Consider the following 20214-nt stretch of genomic DNA (forward strand, 5'->3'; position numbering starts at 1 on the left):
CCGACGGCGCCCGGTCCCCACGGACCGGGCGCCGTCGTCCGTCGTGGCCGCTGTGGTCCGCCGGATACTCTCGCTCGCATGAGCGACTTCCCGACTCCCTCGACGTTCCACGCGCTGCGTACCGGCCCTGCCGCGGGGACCGGTCCCGACGGCGGCCCCGACCTCACCCTCACCGTGCACGACCTGGGCGAGCTCGTCGTGCCGAGCGGGCGGATCGAGGCGTCCGACCCGTTCACGATGCTCGGCGAGGGTCTCGTCGTCCGCGTCGCGCCGGGCCGCTACCCGGTGCGCGTCACGGTCGCCGACGTCTCGGACGAGCAGGACGGCTCGCACCTGCGCGAGGCGTACCTGAGCGTCGTGCTCGCCGACGGCGAGGTGGCCACCGTCGAGCCCGTCGTCCCCGAGGGTGCCGACGGGGCGCCGGAGGAGGGGACCGCGTACGGGGTGCCCGTCGACGCGGGAACCGTGGCGTTCGCCGACGCCGCCGCCGTGGCGACGCTCATGCCCGACGGCGACTGGTACGAGGACGTGTTCGACTCCGGCGAGGACACGAGCTGGTTCTCGCTCGTCGACTCCGCCGAGCACCTGTTCGAGGGCGTCGCGAACATCGTCCTCCCGGGTGCACCCCACGGCGAGAACGTCGTCCTCGCGCACTCCGGCTGGGGCGACGGCTTCTACCCGCTCGTGCGTACCGTGGCCGCCGACGGCACGGTGCTCGCCCTGCACCTGGACCTCCTGGTCGCGACGCCGCGTCCCGACGACGAGTAGGCGACGCGCGGACGACGGCGGTCAGACGCGCGCGCCGAGTCCTTGCAGCTCCAGCACGAGACCCTTGATCGCCGCGGCCGGCACCTGCGCGTCGTCGGAGGCGACGATCCCCGCGATCGACGCGGGGACCTCCGCGTCCGAGCAGAGGACGAGCGGGGTGTCCGCCGACGACGTCGGCAGGCGACCGTGGGACCCCTTCACGTACGACGCGTCGAGCGGCACCGTGCTCATCGCGTACCGCAGGCCGACCTTCTTCTTGACGAGGTTGAGGCCCGCCTTGGCCTTGGCGAGCCGGTCGGCCGGGTCGAAGAACAGCTCCGCAGGGTCGTAGCCCGGCTTGCGGTGGATGTCGACGCCGCGCGCGTACTCGGGCGCGCGGTCGTCGTCGAGCCAGAAGTAGTACGTGAACCACGCACCCGGCTCGGCGACGACCACGAGCTCGCCCGACCGCTCGTGGTCGAGCCCGTAGCGGGCCTGCGCCTCCCGGTCGAGGACCTCGTCGACGCCGGGCACCGTGCGGAGCAGGTCGGCGACCTTGCGCTGCAGCGCGGTGTCCTGCGGGTCGCCGAGGTACACGTGCGCGACCTGGTGGTCCGCGACGGCGAACGCGCGCGACGCCCACGGGTCGAGCTGCTCCTTGCCGTCCTGCACGTAGACCTCGAGGAGCCCCTCGCGCCGCAGGATGCGGTTGAGGTGCACCGGGCGGTCGGCGTCGGCGATCCCGTACTCGGACACCACGAGCACCGTCACGCCCTGGTTCGCGCATTCGTCGAGGAGCGGGGCGAGCGTCGCGTCGAGCTCGGCCGCCGCGGCGTGGGCCCGCGGGTCGTTCGGCCCGAACCGCTGCAGGTCGTAGTCCAGGTGCGGGACGTACGTCATCGTGAGGTCCGGCGCGTGCGTGCGCAGCACGTGCCGCGTCGCGTCGACGATCCAGCGCGACGACGCGATCGACGCCGTCGGGCCCCAGTACGTGAACAGCGGGAACTCGCCGAACCGCTCGACGAGGTCGTCGTGCAGCGCCGGCGGGCGCACGTACGCGTCGGGCGACTTGCGGCCGTCGGCGTGGTAGATCGGGCGCGGGGTGATCGTGACGTCCGTCGACATGCCCATCGCGTACCACCAGCACACGTTCGCGCTGCTGTACCCGTCGCGCGCCGACCGCGCCGCCTCCCAGAGCTTCTCGCCCTCGACGAGCCGGTTGTGCTGGCGCCACAGGTAGACGTCGCCGAGCTCGCGGAAGTACCAGCCGTTGCCCACGATCCCGTGCTGCGCCGGGCTCAGGCCCGTGAGCATCGTCGACTGCACCGAGCACGTCACGGCGGGCAGCACCGTCGCGAGCTCGGACTGCCAGCCGCCCGCGGCGAGCTGGCGCAGCCGGGGCATGTGGGCGAGCGCGGTCGAGGTGAGCCCGACGACGTCGAGCAGCAGCACGGGCTTCATGCGGTCCTCCTGGTCGTACCTTCGGTGCCGAGCACGTCGTCGGTCGCCGTCGAACCCGACGTGGGGGTCGTTCTGGGCGTCGTGACGTCCTTCAGGTCGTTCTCGGCGGGGACGAGGTGGGTCGTCGCCCAGCGCAGCTCGGCCGCGATGCCCGCGACGAGCGAGTCGGTCGCGGCGCCCTCGGGCAGCACGGACCACGTGTAGGTCTCGACGTCGAGGTGGGCCTCGTCGCCGTGCGGCGCGTCCCGCACGGCCGCGACCGCGGCGCGCAGCACGTCCGTCGTCGCCGCGAGCGGCGCCTCGGGCTCGTGGTGCAGCGGCACGTGGAAGTGCACGCGCCACGGGCCCGCCGCCGGGAGCGCGCCGTCGGGCGACCCGTGCCCGACGCCGTCCCCGGCGCCGGGTGCACGGACGTCGCCCAGCGCGTCGGGCAGGTCGTCCGCGGCGAGCACGGTCCCGTCGGCCGCGAGCTCGCGCACCTGGTGGATGTAGCGCTTCTCCGAGAAGCGCGCGACGGCCTCGCGCGCGGCCGGGTCGGCGGCGTCCTGCACGTGGAGCGCGGCCGACGCCTGGACCTTGACCACGCGCAGCCCCGCGTCGGTGATCCGCCGGACCGCCGCCGCGGGATCCGCGAACGACACCGCGAGATGGCACGTGTCGAGGCACACGCCCACGTGCTCGGGGTCGATGCGCCGCCCGGCGACCACGTCCGCGTCCGCGCCGGCGCCGGTCCGCGCCGCGAGCCACGCCACGACGTCCTCGACGGTGTCGAGCACGCACCCCGGCTCCGGCTCGACCGCGACGCGCACGGTCCTCCCGGTGCGCTCGGCCAGGTCGCGCAGGCCCGCCGAGAGCTCGGCGAACGCGCGGGTCGCCGCGTCGTCGTCGGCCTCCGACCACGGCTCGCGCCACGCGAGCGGCAGCGTCGAGATCGACCCGTCGACCCCGTCGGGGAGGAGGTCGGCGAGCACCTCCGCGCACTCGAGCGTGTAGGCCAGCCGCTCGGGGTCGGCCCACGTGGGCGTGTACACGTCGAGCTTGACGACGTCGGCGTGGAACCCGCCGTACGGGAACGCGTTGAGCGTGTGGACCTGGAGCCGGTGCTCGGCGAGCGCCGCGCGGAGCCGGTCCCGGTCCCCGGGCGAGCCGGCGAGCCGGTGCGCGAGCACCGCGGGCAGCCAGAGGCCGACCCCGAGCACGTCGAGGCCCGCGGCCTCGCGCACGGGCGCGGCGTAGCGCGCGAGCTGGTCGAGGACGCCGTCGAGGTCCTCGGCCGGGTGGACGTTGGTGCAGTAGGACAGGAGCATCTCAGGCACGCGCACCGCGCAGCACGGACGAGCCCTCGAACTCGACGCCCGGCGTCGGCAGGTCGCCCTCGACGAAGCCCGGGACGGGGTCCAGCACGAGGTTGCCCGACTGCCCGTAGAACTCCACCGGGTTGCGCCACAGGACGCGGTCGACGTCGTCGTCCGAGAAGCCTGCGGCGAGCATCGCCTGACCCGTCTTGAGCGTCTTGAGGGGGTCGGAGCGTCCCCAGTCCGCGGCGGAGTTGACGATCATCCGCTCGGTCCCGTGCTCCTGGAGGATCGCGACCATCCGGTCCTCGTCCATCTTCGTGTCCGGGTAGATGGAGAACCCGGCCCAGGCACCGGCGTCGAGCACGAGCGCGACGTTCGTCTCGTTGAGGTGGTCCACGAGCACGTGCTCGGACGGCAGCCCCGACTCGCGCACGACGTCGAGGGTCCGCCGCGTGCCCGCGAGCTTGTCGCGGTGCGGCGTGTGCACGAGGACGGGCAGCTCGACGGAGCGCGCCATCTGGAGCTGGCGCGCGAACACCTCGTCCTCCTCGGGCGTCATCGAGTCGTACCCGACCTCGCCGACCGCGACCACGCCGTCCTTGAGCAGGTAGCGCGGGATCTCGTCGAGCACCTCGCGGCAGCGCGCGTCGTTCGCCTCCTTGGGGTTCAGGGCGATCGTCGCGTGGTGCCGGATGCCGAACTGCGCGGCCCGGAACCGCTCCCAGCCGAGCAGCGCGTCGAAGTAGTCGAGGAACGACCCGACGCTCGTGCGCGGCTGCCCGAGCCAGAACGCGGGCTCGACGAGGGCGCGCACGCCCGCGGCGTACATCGCCTCGTAGTCGTCCGTCGTGCGGCTCGTCATGTGGATGTGGGGGTCGAAGATGCGCATCAGGCGCTCCTCTCGCTGGACGACGGCGCGGGGTGCGCTGGTTCGGTGGGTCCGGGGGCGACGTCGGGCGCGAGGCGCGCGACGTCGTCGGGCACGACGCGTCCCGCCGCGCGGCGTTCCGCGGCGAAGTCGCGGGCCATGCGCGCGAGCTCGTCGTCGGCGCGGTCGTCGAGACCGGCGACGGCGTCGAGGCTCACGCCCATGAACACGAGCTTGAGGACGGCGTGGCGCCACGCGTGCTGGTTGAGGTGCGCGGCCGCGAACGGGCCGACCGCCGCGGCGACGAGGCTCTGGTCGTTGGTGCGCAGGGCGTCCGCCGCGAGGTCGGCGCCCACGGCCACGACCTCCGGCGCGAGCCCGCCGCGCGACGCGAGGGCGTCGAGACCGCGGAGCACGCCGCGGCGCTCCGCCGTGTCGCCGTGCTGGTAGAGGTCCGCCAGCCGCGCGGCGAACGCCGCGGGCCGTCCCGGTCCGAGCGCGTCGGCGAGCGCCACGACGATCGCGGCGCGCGCGGCGTCGTCGACGGTGCCGTGCAGGACGCCCGCGGGGTCGCCGTCCGGGCGCCGGGCCGACCGTCCGACCTTGCGGCCGGCGACCGCGAACGCGCGCGCGGCCGAGCCGGGGTCGCGCGCGACGTCGGCGAGGGCGTCGGCGAGCCAGCGGTCGCCGGGGCTGCCGGTCGCGTCGTCGACCCGGGGGGTCTGGTCCTCGGTCATGGCACCTCCTGGGGGTGGGCGGGGGCGGGGGTCGCGGACCACGCGTCGTGCAGCGCTGTCATGCTGCGCCGCGCGAGGCCCGGGGCGTCGTCGTAGGAGTGGGGGCAGGCTCGACGGCCGCGACGCCGGTGTACCCGACGGCGTCGAGCGTCGCGAGCACGAGCGGCAGGTCGATCTCTCCCTCGCCGAAGGGCCGGTGCTCGTGGTGCGTCGACGGCATGTCGTCGAGCTGGACGTTCGCGAGGTACGGCGCGGCGGCGCGCAGCGCGCCCACCACCCCGTCGGGCTCGACGACGAGGCAGTGCCCGACGTCGACCGTGATGCCGAGTCCGGGAGGTCCCCCGAGGTCCTCGCGCAGCCGCAGCGCGTCGGCGACCGTCTCGACGAGCATCCCGGGCTCCGGCTCGAGCGAGAGCCGCACGCCCAGGCCGTGCGCGTGCTCGAGCAGCCCCGGGAGCCGGTCGCGCAGCCGCGCCCACCCGTCGGCCGGGGACGCGTCGTCGGGCAGGACGCCGGAGAAGAACGAGACGCACTCCGCGTCGAGTCCCGCCGCGATCTCGACGGCCCGCTCGAGGAACCGCAGCCGCGGCTCCGCCTCGGCGTCGACGAGGGTCGGGCGGTGCTTGCGGTACGGGTCGAGGAGGAACCGGGTGCCCGTCTCGACGACGACCCGCATGCCCGCGCCGTCGTGCGTCCGCGCGAGACGGGACCGCAGGGCGTCGACGCGGTCGCCCCAGCCGGGGGCGAACGGGTCGAGGTGCGGGAAGCCCAGGGTGAGGGCGACGGCGTCGTAGCCCTCGTGCTCGAGCACGGTGAGCACGTCGTCGAGCGGGTGGTCCGTGAAGCCGTTCGTGCCGTAGCCGAGCGCGAACGGGGGCGTGCCGCGCCCGACGCCGGCCACCGGCCCGGTCCCGGCGCTCACGTCTCGCTCATCTCGGTCCGGCCGGGACGCCGTCCCGCGCGCCGGAGCAGCCTGCCCGCGACCTCGACCGCGGCGAGCACCCCGACGGAGGCGAGGCCCCCGCCGCGTGCGGCCCACGCCGCCTGGAGCGGCACCATCGCGCGGATGCCGGCCTTGGTCGCGGCGAACGCGCCGGCCGCGGACGGCGTCCTCACCGCGTCCGTCTGGCGCGGGAGGCACGTCGCGACGTATCCCCCGGCGGCGACGAGCGCCGCGACGCGGGCGGTACCCCCGAGCGCGTCGTCGCGCAGCGCGCCGGCCACGACGGCCCCGGCGACCGCGAGCGTGCCACCTGCGACGGCCGCGGCGACCGGGGTCGTCGTGCCGTGCACCTCGCCGCGCGACAGGACGGTCACGCCCGCCGTGTGCGTGGCGAGCGCGGTGGCCGCGGGCAGCGCGGCGCGCAGGTGCCCGACGCCGGCGCCGAGCAGCACGTCGAGCCCGCGGCACGCCGCCATGACGAGCGGGCCCACGGGACGGTCCTTCGCGACGGTGTCGTAGGTCCACACGCTCGCGGCGAGCGGGACGGCGACGGCGAGCGCGCGCCGTCCGCCACCGGCGGCGGCGAGCCCGATCCCGGCGGCGGTGAGACCGGACGCCACCTGGAGCGCGCGGCGCGGCGTGACGCGGCCGGACGGGATGGGCCGCTCGGGCCGCTCCAGCGCGTCGAGGTGCCGGTCGGCGTAGTCGTTGAGCGCCATGCCGCCCGCGTACAGGCACGCGGAGGCGAGGGGCAGCAGCGCACGGCGGGGGGTGACCCGGTGCCCGGCCGCCGCCGCGCCGGCGAGCGTGTCGCCGACGACGGAGAGGATCGCGGGGGCTCGGACGAGGTCGAGGTGGTCGCGCAGGGTCGGGCTGGTCGGCAGAGCGGTCGACGCGCTGGTCGGCACGGTCACGCCTGTGCGCCGGCGGACGACGCGGCGGCCTCGCCTCCCGTCGCGCCGGGTGCCCCGGCGCGGCCGACGACGCGGGCGCCGGCCTCGCGCACCCAGTCTGCGAGCGCCACGGTCTGCGTCGCGAAGTCGTGCACGTCGCTGCCCCACGGGTCCTTGAAGAAGAACCCGAGCTCGGGGACGGGGCCCGCGCACCCCGCGGCGTCGGCGAGCGCGAGGAGGCGAGCGAGGTCCAGCACGAGGGGCGCGGCGAGCATCGAGTCGTACGCCGACCACGTCGTCTGGAGCGTGAGCCGCGAGCCGAGGAAGCCCTCGACGTGCACGTGGTCCCACGCGACCTTGATGTCGCCGAGGTCGGGGACGTTGTCGATGTGCAGCGGCGTGACCTCGCTGCCCGTGAGGTCCTGGAGGCCGCGCGTCTTGGACGCGAGCTTGCTGCGGACCGCCTCCGGGTCGGCGAGCGTCGCGCCGTCGCCGCCGCCGAGCAGGTTCGCACCGGCCCACGAGAGCACGCGCAGCCCGCGCGCGGCGAACGCGGGCGCGAGGATGGTGCGCAGCCACGTCTGGCCGGTCTTGCCGTCCTGGCCCGCGACGGGCACGCCACGCTCGCGCGCGATGTCGAGGAGGACCGGCAGGTCCATGCTCGCCGAGGGCGTGAAGCCCGCGTACGGCGCGCCCGCGAGGAGGGCCGCGTACGCGACGACGGAGCTCGGCGGCAGGACCGTGCGGTCGGGGTCCGCGAGCGCCGCCTCGAGCAGCGCGCGGTCGGAGAACTCGGGCACGGGCTCCGGCAGCGGCTCGGTGGACGCGAGGTCGACGACGACCACGCGCGCGAGGCCGTTCCGCTCCCGGAAGTCGGTGATGTCGGCGGCGAGGCGCTCGGCGGCGGCCTGCTGGGACTCGCGGCGTCCCTGCCCGGCGGCGCCCGGGCGCGCGTCGTACCCGTGGCGCACCTCGGCGTCGGCCCGCTCCAGCGCGGTGTGCGTCGCGGCGAGGAGCCGCGGCGCCACCATGCCGGCCTCGACGAGCAGCTCGGCGTGCTTCGCCATGGACACGTCGGTGATGTCGTGACCGCCGACGACGAGGTCGGCGAAGGTCGGGAGCGGCGCGGAGGAGAACGGCTCCTGCGCGGTGACGCAGCCGGTGGGCGCGGCGCGGCCGTCGACGATCGCGGCGAGGCCGAGGGTCGCGGTCGTCGCCACCGACCCGCGGGCCCCGACGAGCCACAGACCGGTCCGACCAGAGGCGTTGTGGTGCATCGTTGCTCCCGTTCCGTCGGCCACGCGCGGGACGCGGGGCCGAAGTGTCACGACGATGGCCTCGCTGCCACCGCCGGCCGACACCCGCAGCACGCGGGGCGCGTGCCCGAGGCGACGGCCTGCTGCGACCCTAACCACACTTTTGTCGGTGGTCAATCAAAAGCGGTTCGCTTCTGCTCGCACCCGCCGCGGGGCCCGACAAAAGCCACGAGCCCGGTGGCTCGTCCCCTGCGGGCCGTGCCCGTGCGCGCGACGGGCCGTCAGGGAGCAGCGGCGAAGGCGAGCTGGTCGTCCACGACGGCGACCACCGACCACGTGCTGCCCTCAGTATCGGTCAGCTCGTACGCCGGGACGAGCACCGCGGCACCGTCGGGCTGGTACTGGACGGCGGCTCCGAGCTGCGCCTCGGTGATCGTCACGTCCGTCACCGGCCAGGCGAACCGGCTGCCCGCTCCCACCGTCGCCGGGACGGTCGGGACCTCCGCCTCCTCGGGGGCGACGCCGATCTCCGGGACCGCCGCACCGACGTCGTCCCGTGCCCACGCGACCGGCCCGCCGCCGGAGAACCGCGGGTCGCCGAGGCGCTCGACGGCCTCGGCGGGGCTCACGACGTCGTACGCGCCGAGCGGCACGCGCGGGGCGAGCGACCCGTACAGCGAGGCCATGCCCGCGCCGGAGAACGTCGCGCCCCACGCGACGCCCGTGCGGCGCCCGTCGACGACCTCGTAGGCCGAGGCCGTGGTGGCACGCGGCGCGCCCTGGTCCGCGGGCTGCTCGTCCGCGACGACCTCGAACGCCGCGGCGTCGAGACCGAGGTCGGCGAGCACCGCGCGGAGCCGCTCGACCGCGTCGTCCCCGCTCGGCGGTGCGCCGTGGTCCTGCTCGACGCACGCGCCCGGCTCCGAGGACGCCGTCCCGGCCCCTGCGTCCGGCGAGCCGCCCTCCTCCGCCGGCACGGGCGTCACGACGACGCAGCCCCACGGGTCCTTCGTCGGGTCGTTGAAGGACAGGCTCGCGAGCCCGTCGGGCTGGATCGACAGCTGCGGCCCCGTCCAGTCGCCCGAGCCGACCGCGAACGCACCGAGCTCCTCGCGGACCTCCCCCGGGACGCCGAGGACGTCCGCCGCACGGCGGGCCGTCTCCGCCGAGAACACGCCCTGGGCGTCGTAGGCCCATGCCTCGGCCGAGCCGCCCGCGGTCGGCAGCCCGTCCTGGTGGAACACGTTCCGGCCCCCCCAGCCACCGACGTACGCCCGGTCGGCGGCCGCCCGGCCGACCAGCGTCTCGGCCGCGACGCCCCCCGCGTCGGCCGCGGCCGCCGACTCCTCCTGCGCGGAGGACCCGAGCTGGATCGGAGCGAGCGCGGTCGTGGGGGCCTGCTCGTCCGACACGCTCCCGGCGCCCGTGCCCGCCGCGCCGAGCGCGTACCCTCCACCGCCGACGACGAGCACCCCCGCGACGGCGGCGGCGACGAGCAGCGGCGCACGACGACGGCGGCGCGCGGCCAGCTCGTCGGGGACCACGGGGAGCTCGACGACCGCCGCTCCGACCGCGCCGGTCCCGGCGGGGGTGCCGGCGAACGCCTCGGGAGCGCGCTCGCGGACCGCCGCCTCGATCGCGGCGACGTCGGGCGTCTCGTCGGCGGCCGGGTCGGCGGCACGCAGCCGGTCCAGGGCGGCGTCGTCCGCCGGCACCGGTCCGGCCGGGTCGGGCGCGCTCGTGGTCGGCTCGTCAGGGGTGTTCGAGGTCATGTCGACTCCAGGTACTGCGCAGGACGCGGGTCCGACGGTTGCGTCGTCCACCGGGCTTGTGTCGTCAGGCACCGGTCTCTTGCGGGGCGCGCGCCGGGGCGACCGCTCCCCCGTCCCAGGCGGCGCGCAGCCGTGCTCTCGCGCGCGACAGCGCGGCGTCCGCACCGCCGCGCGACACCCCGAGGACCGCCGCGAGCTCGTCGCCCGTGAGCCCCTCCCACGCGTGCAGCAGCAGGATCCGGCGGTCGCGCGGCGACAGGGCCGCGAGCGAGCGGCGCACGTCGTCGTCCTGCACCACGACGTGCTCGACGTCGGCGCCCGCGTCCGTCTCCTCCGGGACCTCGGCGACGGGGACGGCCCGGGCCTTGCGCCGGTGGTTCGCCAGGACGAAGCCGGCCGTCCGGTACAGCCAGGGCAGCTCGGCGCCGTCGGGGACGTCCTCCCGACGCCGCCAGGCCGTCGCGAGCACCTCGGCCGCGAGGTCCTCCGCGTCCGGGCCGACGCCGCCCTGACCGCTCGGGAGCCGGCGACGGAAGTAGCGGTAGAGGGCGCCGGAGTGCGCGCCGAAGAGCACCCCGAACCACGCGGCGTCGTGCGGCGGACCGGGCCGCGAGCGGTGCGGCGGCCCGTCCGGCGGGTCCTCGTGCGCGGCACCCGACGCGGCGTCGGGTGTCTCGTCGGTCGTCACGGCGGCTCCTGTGTCGTCGGCGGTCGTCAACCGCTCTGTGTCGCGGGGAGGCACGTCCTTGCACGGCGACCTCGGGGCGCCCCGGGAGCCACCGGTGCCCGCCGCGGGGCGGGCGCCGTACCGGCACGCGGCCCGGCCGAGGATCACCCGCACCTCACCCGCTGCGAGCACGATCCTGCCACCGGCGACGCCCTACGCTGAGGACCATGAGCGCCACCGACGCCGCCGGTGGGGCGGAGCAGCAGGAGCCCGCGCCGGCGGGGCCACGACGGCGCCGCGGTCGCTGGGGTCTCTGGGTGGGCTGGTCGCTCGTCGGGCTCGGGGTGCTCCTGCTCGTCGCCGCCGCGCTCCTCGTGCGCGACGCCCTCACCGCACGGGACGCCCTCGAGAGCGCGATGGCGGAGGTGCCCGCCGCGGAGGAGGCGCTGCGCGCGGGGGACGTCGACACCGCGTCCGCGATCCTCGCCGACGTCGAGCCCCTCACCGGGACGGCGCGCTCGAGCACCGACGGGCCCCTCTGGGCCCTCGCCGCGCACCTGCCCGCGGTCGGGCAGGACGTGCGCGCCTTCTCGGCGTCCGCCGCGACGGTCGACGACCTCGCCACCGACGTCCTCCCCGCCCTGGCCCAGGTGCTCGCCGTCGTCGAGGGGGACTCGACGACCGTCGCCGACGGCGCGGTCGACCTCGCACCGCTCGAGGAGGCGGCCCCGCTGACGGCCCGTGCGGCCGCCGCGTTCGACGACATCGACGCGCGCCACGCGCAGGTGGACCGCTCCGCGCTTCACGCGGAGGTGGCGGAGCCCTACGACCGGCTCGTCGCGGCGACCGACGAGCTGCGTCCGCTCGTGCGCACCACCGAGCGCGTCACCACGCTCGGACCGGCGATGCTCGGCGCCGACGGACCGCGCCGCTACCTCGTGCTGGCGCTCAACAACGCGGAGCTGCGCGCCGCGGGCGGCATCACCGGCGCGCTCGCCGTCCTCACCGTCGACGGCGGACGGGTCACCCTCGAGCGCCAGGCCTCGACCGCGGACGTCCCGCCGTTCGCCGAGCCCGTCCTGCCGCTCGACCCGGGTGTCGAGCAGCTCTACACCGACCGCGTGGGGCGGTTCGTCCAGGACACCACGCTCACGCCCGACTTCCCGACGGCGGCGGCGCTGTCCGCCGCGATGTGGGAGCAGTCCCAGGGCCAGCCGGTGGACGGCGTCGTCGCGACCGACCCGGTCGCCCTGTCCTACCTGCTCGAGGCAACGGGGCCGGTCGGTGTCGCCGGCACGACCGTGGACGCGACGACGGTGGTCCAGGCGCTGCTGTCCGACGCCTACGCGCAGCTCGAGCCCGGTGAGGCGACCGACGCGTTCTTCGCGGCGGTCGCCTCGACGGTCATCGGCGCGTTCCTCGACGGCGGGGCCGACCCGGCGACGGCCGTCGCCGCCCTCGGCCGTGCCGCGGACGAGCACCGGCTGATGCTGTGGTCGGCGCACGCCGACGAGCAGGAGAGCCTCGCCGGCACGGTCGTGGCCGGTGACATCGACACCGCGGACCGGGCCGCGGGCTCGGTCGGGGTGTTCCTCAACGACGGCACCGGCGGGAAGATGGGCTACCACCTCGACACCGCCGTCCGGCACACGGGGAGCCGGTGCACGGCCAACGGCCGCGTCGACACGTTCGCCGTCGACCTGACCTCGACGGCACCGGCCGACGCCGCGACGAGCCTCCCGTGGTTCGTCACGGGTGGCGGGATCTACGGGGTCGAGCCCGGGGTCACCCGGACGTTCGTCGTGCTCTACCCCCCGCGCGGCCAGGCCGTGACGGACGTCCGTCGTGACGACCGGCCGGCACCGGGCCAGCCCGGCACGGTCGCCGAGCGCCCCGCGGTGTCGGTCATGGTCGACCTCGCTCCCGGCGGCACGACGACGCTCACGTTCGCGACGACGTCGGCCCCGGCCGGGGGATCACCGCAGGGCCCCGTGCCGGGATCCCTCGACGTGTGGTCCACGCCGACCGTGCGCTCGCCCGGTCTGCAGACCGTCGAGGTGCCGGTCTGCGGGTGAATTCTCGTCACGGACCGGTCACGATGTCGCGGCGGCATTCTTTTCACCCGGACGATCGTCCAACTTCGGGCGCGGACGTCGATACTGTGGCGGCATTCGACCGTTCCAGGAGGCGGCCGGGACACCACGGGCGGGTATCAGCCACCGTTCCCGCCGGCTCCCTCCTCCCAGGCACCGCACCTCACGAGACCGAGACGAGGAAGTTCATGAGCAGCTCCACAGGTCCGCGCTCCGCGGGCCGGACGCTCGCCGTCACCGCGGCCGTCGGCGCCGCACTCCTCCTGGCCGCGCCGTCCGCGCACGCCGACGACTCGTACGTGCCGCCGGAGCCGACGATCGACCTCACGGTCCTCTCGCCCGTGTGCGACGGCGACGTGCCCTACCTCGAGTACGCGGTCGACGTGACGGGCACGGACAACGACACCGTCACCATCACCTGGCAGAACCCCACCGGCGACGACGTCGTCCAGTCCGGCCTGCCGCTCTCCGGTCGTGTCATCTGGCCGGGCGCGGTCGTCGGCCCGGACGGCCGCGGCGCCGACTGGCCCGGCTGGCGTCTCGAGGACGGCGAGTGGGTCGAGGGCGACGAGTTCGACTGGGTCCGCCCGTCGGTCGAGGTGCTCTTCGAGGTCAACCCCGAGGCCGTCGTCTCGGTGGACTACCCGCCGTCGTCGCCGGACTGCGCGACGAACCCGCCCGGGGAGAGCGAGCCGCCGCCCGCCCAGCAGGTGTCGAACCCGGAGACGTCCGCGTCGAGCGACGCGCCCGGCCTCGCGGCCACCGGCACGACGGTCGGCCTGTACGCGGCGATCGCCGGGGGTCTCGCCGTGATCGGCGCGGCGATCCTGCTGCTGACGCGCCGGACGCGCAAGAGCTGACCGGCTCGCCCGACTCGGGACGGTCGTCCGGGACGGGCAGGCACGACCTCGGGCTCCGCACCTCGCGAGGTGCGGAGCCCGACGTGCACGCCACCCGGCGCGGGCCTCAGGCCGCCGGCCACGACCCGGCGGCGAGGCGCGACCCGAGCCCCTCGAAGGCCCAGCGGTCCACGACGAGCACCGGTCCGCCGGGCGCGTCGTCGACGTACCACTGCAGCTGCTCGGACGTGCGCACCTCGGTCCCGGACGCGTCGACGCACGACAGCGTCCAGCGGGTCAGCGTCGCGGGCGTGCCGCCCACGAGAGCCTCGGACTCCTCGGCCGCCGCGACGGGCTGCGCCGCGAGCGCGTCCGCGCCGGGGCACGTGGCTCCGTCCGGGACGTGGGCGGCGGCCGGGTCGACGCCGTCGAGCGCCGGCCCGGTGAGGATGTCGAAGCTCGGGCACGCGTCGCCCTCCGGGCACCCTCCGGCACGCACCTGGGTCACGCCGTCGTCCGGCTGGATCACGGACCAGTACTCCGCCGCGGGCAGGACGAGCGGCCCGACGGGGACCTGACCGCCGTGCTGCGCGTGGTCGCCGTGCTCGCCGTGGTCCTCGCCCGCGCCCGCGGGGCCGGACCCCCCGGCGTCGGGCGCCTCCGCACCGGCCTCCCCCGCGCCGGACGCCTCAGGGGCCGGAGCGCCGTCGGGCCCGCTGCCCGCGCCGGGGTCGCCCGTGCAGGACGCGAGGAGCCCGACGGCGAGCACGACGGCGAGGACGACGGGACCAGCACGACCCGCCGTACCCGGGAGGGGCGGCCGCGCCGCGGCACCCTCCGTCCCGAGAGGTGCTGGCCGTCCGCCGGACGAGGGACGAGGGATGCCGCGACGCAGGTGCACGGTGCGATGCCTTTCACGATCGGAGCGACCCCGTCGCCCACTGGGGAGGGCGACGGGGTGACCTCGTCGGTCCGTCCACGCTAGCGAGCACGACGGACGACGAGATCCGGGAGAACCACACGGTGGCGGGCCACGGGTACGGGATTCCCCGTACCCGTGGCCCGTGCCGGTGACGGGTCAGCAGGTGCCCTGCGGCTCCCAGGGGCCGTACGGCGCGGCGCCGGGGACGTCGTTCTGCGTCCACCACTTCGCGCGGTAGCTCTGGCCCTGGTACGTGACCGTCGCACCGCCCGTGTAGACCGCGGCGGCCGACCAGGGGGCGAGGCCCGTCGGCCGGGTCCGTGGGGTCGGTGGGGTCTGTGGGGTCTGTGGGGTCGGTGGGGTCCGTGGGCTCGGTCGGGTCCGTGCCGCACGGGCCCGTGGCCTCCCACGGCCCGCCCGCGGTCGGCCTCTCCCCCTGGGTCCACCACTTCGCGCGTAGGCTCGTCCCCTCGTACGCCGCCGTGGCGCCACCCGTGTAGGCCGCCGTGGCGGACCAGGCGGGCAGGCCCCCGTCTCCGGGGTCCGTCGGGTCGGTGGGGTCCGTCGGGTCGGTGGGGTCCGTCGGGTCGGTGGGGTCCGTCGGGTCGGTGGGGTCCGTCGGGTCGGTCGGGTCCGTCGGGCCGTCGGTCCCGTCGACCGGGCCGGCCGGTGCGGCGCGCAGCGCGTCGGTGAAGCCGCCGAGGAGCGAGCCGTCGTGGTTGCCGGACAGGTCCCACCACATGCCCCCGCCGAGGCCCGCGTCGGCGACGTAGTCCGCCTTCGCCGCGACGGACCGCGGGTTGTCGTAGCTCCACCACTGGTCGCCGTCGTACCGCCAGGCCGAGACGGTCTCCGGGTCGTAGTGGTCCTGCCCGCGCGTGCGCAGCTTGTCGTAGTCCTCGTTGCCCGCCTCCCACGTGCCCGGCGCAGCCCCGTTCGCCGCGGACCAGGGCTCGGCCGAGCCGACGCCCTTCCAGCCGCGGCCGTACATCGCCAGCCCGACGCCGAGCTGGGACGGGTCGATGCCGGTGCGCAGGTACTCGTCCACGGCCTTGTCGACGCTGAACTGCCGGTTCGCCGCGCGGGGGTCCGCGGGGTCGCCGTAGAGGTTCCCCTGGTGCCCGGCGAGCGCCGGGTCCCAGGCACCGTGCAGGTCGTAGCCCTGGACGTTCCCGTAGTCGAGGTACTCGAAGATCTCCGGGTCGTTCCAGCCGCCCGCGGCGATGTCGTCCGGGTTCGCGGGGAGGAACGCGGACAGCAGGTAGTGCTTGCCCGTCTGCGCGCCGTAGGCGTCGAGCTGCGTGCGGAACTCCTGGAGCAGGAGCTTGAAGTTGCGCGCGTCGTTCACGACGTCGACGTGGTTCCCCACCTCGCCGTTGAGCGAGCCGGGCCACTCCCAGTCGATGTCGATGCCGTCGAACACGCCCGCTGCCGCACCCGGGCCGCCGCGCCCGTCGATCACGGGCAGGTTGCCCTTGATGTAGAGGTCGATGCACGACGACACGAGCTTCTTGCGCGAGGCGTCGGTCGCGGCGGCCCTCGAGAAGTTCTTCGACCAGGTCCAGCCGCCCAGCGAGATCATGGGACGCAGGTGGGGGTTCTTCGCCTTGAGCTGCTTGAGCTGGTTGAACGATCCCGCGAGCGGCTGGTCCCAGGCGTCGGCGACGCCGGCGACCGAGCCCGCCGCGGTGTACCCCATGCCGAAGTCGGCCCAGGCGTCGCCCGCGCCGTCGGAGCCGTTCGGGCCGGTCCCCTGCGCCTTGTTGGCGATGAAGCAGGTCAGCGTCTGGTGGTGGATGTTGCCGAACGAGTAGTTGACGTGGGTCAGGTCCGCGGCGGCGCCGGAGTCCTGCACCGTCTTGAGCGGGAAGCCGCGGCCGTACACGCCCCACTGCGTGAAGTAGCCGACGTTCCGGTAGCCGTTGACGTCGCTGTCGCCGGGATCGGCGACGGCGGTCGTCCCGGCCGCGGGCAGCGCGCCGGCCGGGGCGACGCCGACGGCGAGCCCGGCGAGGAGGGCCGCGGCCGCGGCGAGCGCGACCGCGGGGCCGCCGCGGCGACGACCCGTCCGTCTGGTGCGGGTGAACACGTCCATGGGTTCTGCCTCACGTGGTGTCGTGGGCGACGGCGCGGCCTCCGTGGGCCGGCCTCGTCGCCGGGGTCCTCCCGACCGTAGGCGGGCGCGCGCTCACCGGACATCCGCGCTCTCCACATTGTTCGCGATCTAAACTTACCGCTCCCGTAGGGGAGAACCCGTACGCGCGGTCGCTCCCGGCGCGGACCGGTCCGCAGGGACCCGGCTCAGCGACCCACGCGGTGCGCGAGCACCGTCAGCTCCACGCGGGACCGGACGCCCAGCTTGCGGAACACCCGGCCCAGGTGCACCTCGACCGTGCGGACCGACAGGAAGAGCTGGTCGGCCGCCTCCCGGTTCGACCCGCCCTGCACCACGAGCAGCGCGACGTCGAGCTCGCGCTCCGTCAGCTCGTCCGCCCAGCGCACCCGCAGCTCGGCGAGCGCCTCGTCGGACACCTCGCTCTCCCGCGCCGCGAGGCGGCACCGGTCGGGCACGCGCGCGACGAACGGGCCGGGCTGCACCGCGCCGGGCCGGTGCCACGCCCTCGCCCCGCCCCCGGCGCCGACCGCTCCGACGGTTCCCGGCGCGGCACCGGCGACGCTGCCCTCCGTGCCGACCGCCGGCCCGCCGACCCGCTCGCCCGCCACCCTGCCGACGGCGTCGCCCTCCGGGTGGCCGCCCAGGTGCCGCACCACGTCGACGAGCTCGTCCCGGGCAGCGTTCGCCCACGCGTCCGCACCCGACTCGGCGAAGAGCTCGATGGCCGACAGGAACAGCCCGTGCGCGCGGGACAGCTCACCGGCCCGGACGAGCGCCCGCGCCGCGCACAGGTCGGTGCGCGCGTGCTCGTACGGCGAGGCCGTCGTCCGGTTCACGCGCGTCGCGCGCTCCACGGGCTGGGCGAGCTCCTCGGGCGCCGCGAGCGCGAGCTCGGCCCGCACGAGGGACGCCGCGCGCAACGAGGGCGGCAACTCCTTGGCGTCGACGCGCCGCCTCGAGAGCGCGCGGTGCGCCGCGTCGACGCGGCCGGCGACGACCCACGCCTCGACGTCGTCGAGGCCCGGCAGCGGGAGCATGCGCGCGCTGTCCGGGCGCTCGCGCTCCGCGGCGAGCTCGAGCAGCGTCGCCGCCTGCGTGACGTGGTGCGCGAACGCCGCCCCCATCGCGCGGTCGACCAGGAGACCGAGCCGGACGGGCCGCGCCGTCGGGCTCGCGCACGTCTCCTCGAGCGCCGTCGCCACGCTGCCCACCGAGCCCGCGGTCATCATGTCCACGCGCCGGGCGACGGCCACGCCGAGCCCGGCGAAGGGCAGGCCGAGCGGGAGCCGGAACGCGGCGTCGGCGATCTCGTCCGCCGCGCGCGTGAGGTTGCCCCGCCACACGTCGACGAGGACCTGGGCGAGGCGCACGTGGGCCTCGCCGAGCGGCGTGAGAGCGGTCGCGGGCCCGTCGAACCACCGGGCCTCGTCGCGCACGGGCGCGAGCGACGCGACGGCGCTCGCGAGCGTCTGCGCGGCGACGTCGGGGTGGTCGTCGGCGGCGAGGGCGAGGGCACGGCACACCTGGACGTACGCCTCGTGGTCGGGCCCGAGGCCGTCGTCGGGCACGTGGGCGGGGTGCTCGCCCACCCCGAAGACCGCGGCCCAGGACCGGCCGAGGGCGAGCTCGGCGAGCGCCCGCGGGTCCGCGCCCGCGCCGGGCGGGCAGAGGTAGGCGCCCGTGTCGAGGAGCTGGCTCGCGCTGACGCCGTCGCCGCGCTCGGCGTGGAGGCGAGCGGCCGTGGCGACGCCGCACGCGATGCCGGGGCGCACGGACGGCGTCAGCTCGTCGCGGCCGGTCGGGCGGAGGTAGGGCGTGAGGACGTCGTCGGGCACCTGGCCCTCGGCGAGCGTGAGCGCGGCGACGAGCGGCCCGAGGCTGCGGGCGCGCAGGGCGTCGTCCCCGCTGCGCGAGGCCTTGCGCAGCCAGTCCGCCGCGTCCTGGACGTGACCGGAGCTCATCGCGGCGATGCCCGCCACGGCGAACGCCTCGGCCCGGTGGGCGCCGTCCGCCTGGCTCGCCGCCTCGCGCGCGACCTCGTGCGCCCACACGACGTCGCCGCGCTCCAGGTGTCGGCGCGCGATGCGCAGCAGGCCCGGGACGAGCTCGGGGTCTCCGGCGAGGGTCGCGAGCGCGGTGTGCCAGACGGCGACGTCGTCCTCCCCCGCCCGGCGGTGCGCGTCGGCGAGGGCGACGTGCGCGGCGGTGCGCTCCGCGAGACGCGCGTCGCCGTGGACGAGCGCGCGCACGCGCGGGTCGACGAACGCGAACCGGCCGCCGACCAGCACGAGGTGCTCGGCGAGGGGCCCGTCGAGCACCTCGTCCATCGTCTGGCCGGCCGCGGCGAGCAGGAGCTCGGTCCGGTCCACGACGGCGACCGCCGCCACGAGGAGCGCGTGCCGCTGCTCGTGCGTGAGGAGGGCCAGCCGGTCGCCGAGCAGGCGCCGCACGGCCGGGACGACCGGCAGCGGGTCGGGGAGGATCGAGCTGCCGGCGAGCTGCTCGGGCGTGAGGAGGTCGGCGGTCTGGACGATCGCGGCCGCGTTGCCGACGAGGCGCCGCGCGAGGTGCGCCGCGACGTGCGGCGCGACGGCGAGCCGGCGCTCGACGAGCAGGAGGTGCAGCGCGTCGGCCGCGGCGAGCGGGGGGACCTTGCGGACCTCGAACGGCGTCACCGCGGGGTCGAGCGCGCCCTCCGCGGCGGTCGCGAGGAGGACGACGGGCGCGCGCCGGTGCCCGACGAACGCGACGAGGACGGCGCGGCTGCGCTCGTCGAGGAGGTGGAGGTCGTCGGCGACGAGCACGACGGTCGTCGTGTCGAAGGCCTCGACGAACAGCTCGGCGAGCGCGACGGCGGCGACCTCCGGGAGGGAGGACCGGGCCGGGTCGACGACGTCGAGCGCGCGCTCGAGCCGGCTCGGCACGCTCCGGCCCGAGAGCTGGACGACCTGGGAGACGAGGGCCGCGACCGCTGCGCCCGGCACGGGCGGGCCCGCGGGCGGCCGGCAGTGCACGACGACGGGCGGGCGCGCCACCGTCGCGGCGACCACGGCCTCGCGCACGAGCTCGAGGGTCGCGCTCGCGCCCATCCCGGGCTCGGCGGTCCACACGAACGCACCGCGCCCCTCGGCGACCGCCGCGAGGGCGAGCTCGGTCTCCTGGGCGCGCGACGACAGCCGCTCGAGCCGCCGTGCGGCACGGGCGTCCGCGCTCCGGGCGGGCTCCGGGATCACGAGGTCCAGCGTGTTGTCCGACATGGCGGCCCTTCCGTCCGAGGGCACCGTTGCCCGACGACCGGGTGAAATGTTAACAACCCTCCGTAAACAGCGGGCGATCCCATCGTTTCCCGGGCGTTACGGGCGCGCCAGCCGAGCGCGCTCGCCGCGGAGGACCTTGCCCGCGACGACGCGCGGGTCTACCCTGACCCGGACCCACCCCCGTCGCGCCACGTCGTGCGCACCGGGCAGAGGTGCGCCCCGCCACGGCGGAGGCGCCGCCACGAGAGCGAGGTGAGCACCGTGCCGGACGGCAGCAGTCATAGATCCGCGCACTGCGCGCTCACCCCTCGTGGTCCCCGACCGGCACGCTGACCGGTCGTCGAC

The 20214-nt window shown here is 76.2% G+C and carries 15 protein-coding genes and 1 pseudogene; 3 read left to right on the forward strand and 13 right to left on the reverse strand.

Going from position 1 to position 20214, the window contains the following annotated elements:
• Window positions 1-78 precede the first annotated feature (78 nt).
• A complete protein-coding gene (locus tag ACWPWV_RS00420) occupies window positions 79-768 on the forward strand; it encodes a DUF4241 domain-containing protein (RefSeq protein WP_454041037.1) in 690 nt (229 codons plus the stop codon).
• 21 nt (window positions 769-789) lie between these two features.
• Here the strand turns inward: ACWPWV_RS00420 and ACWPWV_RS00425 are convergent, their stop codons facing one another.
• The 9 genes from ACWPWV_RS00425 to ACWPWV_RS00465 all read right to left on the reverse strand — a co-directional run bounded on the left by ACWPWV_RS00425 (window position 790) and on the right by ACWPWV_RS00465 (window position 10663).
• Complete coding sequence (locus tag ACWPWV_RS00425; protein WP_454041038.1) at window positions 790-2208, reverse strand: alkaline phosphatase family protein; 1419 nt, start codon at window positions 2206-2208, stop codon at window positions 790-792.
• On the reverse strand, window positions 2205-3515 hold the full coding sequence (gene eboE / locus ACWPWV_RS00430) for a metabolite traffic protein EboE (RefSeq protein ID WP_454042778.1): 1311 nt from the start codon (window positions 3513-3515) through the stop codon (window positions 2205-2207). Before eboE ends, ACWPWV_RS00425 begins: the two co-directional genes overlap by 4 nt.
• 1 nt (window position 3516) lies before the next feature.
• The gene (locus ACWPWV_RS00435; RefSeq protein WP_454041039.1) at window positions 3517-4395 is read right to left on the reverse strand and encodes a TatD family hydrolase; all 879 of its coding nucleotides are present in this window, start codon (window positions 4393-4395) and stop codon (window positions 3517-3519) included.
• Complete coding sequence (locus ACWPWV_RS00440) at window positions 4395-5111, reverse strand: EboA domain-containing protein (RefSeq protein ID WP_454041040.1); 717 nt, start codon at window positions 5109-5111, stop codon at window positions 4395-4397. Before ACWPWV_RS00440 ends, ACWPWV_RS00435 begins: the two co-directional genes overlap by 1 nt.
• A 58-nt stretch (window positions 5112-5169) precedes the next feature.
• Window positions 5170-6033 carry a sugar phosphate isomerase/epimerase family protein gene (locus tag ACWPWV_RS00445; RefSeq protein WP_454041041.1) on the reverse strand — a complete coding sequence of 288 codons (864 nt, stop codon included), beginning with the start codon at window positions 6031-6033 and terminating at the stop codon, window positions 5170-5172.
• Entirely contained in the window at window positions 6030-6968 is a 939-nt protein-coding gene (locus ACWPWV_RS00450) for an SCO3242 family prenyltransferase (protein ID WP_454041042.1), read from the reverse strand. The genes ACWPWV_RS00445 and ACWPWV_RS00450 overlap by 4 nt, the downstream gene beginning before the upstream one ends.
• On the reverse strand, window positions 6965-8224 hold the full coding sequence (locus ACWPWV_RS00455; protein WP_454041043.1) for an inositol-3-phosphate synthase: 1260 nt from the start codon (window positions 8222-8224) through the stop codon (window positions 6965-6967). Before ACWPWV_RS00455 ends, ACWPWV_RS00450 begins: the two co-directional genes overlap by 4 nt.
• A gap of 260 nt (window positions 8225-8484) precedes the next feature.
• Entirely contained in the window at window positions 8485-9975 is a 1491-nt protein-coding gene (locus ACWPWV_RS00460) for a hypothetical protein (protein WP_454041044.1), read from the reverse strand.
• Window positions 9976-10039: 64 nt separating this feature from the next.
• Window positions 10040-10663 (reverse strand): RNA polymerase sigma factor, encoded by a 624-nt coding sequence (locus ACWPWV_RS00465; protein ID WP_454041045.1) that lies wholly within the window; start codon window positions 10661-10663, stop codon window positions 10040-10042.
• Between the two features lie 206 nt (window positions 10664-10869).
• On the opposite strand from ACWPWV_RS00465, the gene ACWPWV_RS00470 reads away from it, so the two are divergent.
• Together ACWPWV_RS00470 and ACWPWV_RS00475 are read left to right on the forward strand one after the other, a co-directional pair.
• Window positions 10870-12717, forward strand: a complete 1848-nt coding sequence (locus ACWPWV_RS00470) for a DUF4012 domain-containing protein (protein WP_454041046.1) — start codon at window positions 10870-10872, stop codon at window positions 12715-12717.
• Between the two features lie 206 nt (window positions 12718-12923).
• Entirely contained in the window at window positions 12924-13595 is a 672-nt protein-coding gene (locus ACWPWV_RS00475) for a peptidase (protein ID WP_454041047.1), read from the forward strand.
• A 106-nt stretch (window positions 13596-13701) separates the two neighbouring features.
• Here the strand turns inward: ACWPWV_RS00475 and ACWPWV_RS00480 are convergent, their stop codons facing one another.
• The 4 genes and pseudogenes from ACWPWV_RS00480 to ACWPWV_RS00495 all read right to left on the reverse strand — a co-directional run bounded on the left by ACWPWV_RS00480 (window position 13702) and on the right by ACWPWV_RS00495 (window position 19869).
• Complete coding sequence (locus tag ACWPWV_RS00480; RefSeq protein ID WP_454041048.1) at window positions 13702-14343, reverse strand: hypothetical protein; 642 nt, start codon at window positions 14341-14343, stop codon at window positions 13702-13704.
• A gap of 309 nt (window positions 14344-14652) precedes the next feature.
• The gene (locus ACWPWV_RS00485) at window positions 14653-14988 is read right to left on the reverse strand and encodes a carbohydrate-binding protein (RefSeq protein ID WP_454042779.1); all 336 of its coding nucleotides are present in this window, start codon (window positions 14986-14988) and stop codon (window positions 14653-14655) included.
• A 244-nt stretch (window positions 14989-15232) separates the two neighbouring features.
• Window positions 15233-16591: pseudogene (locus ACWPWV_RS00490) on the reverse strand (glycoside hydrolase family 18 protein); the annotation flags it as partial.
• 206 nt (window positions 16592-16797) lie between these two features.
• Window positions 16798-19869, reverse strand: coding sequence for a LuxR C-terminal-related transcriptional regulator (locus ACWPWV_RS00495; RefSeq protein WP_454041049.1), 3072 nt, complete (start codon window positions 19867-19869; stop codon window positions 16798-16800).
• Between the last annotated feature and the right edge of the window lie 345 nt (window positions 19870-20214).

The organism is Cellulosimicrobium sp. Marseille-Q8652 (assembly GCF_965112045.1).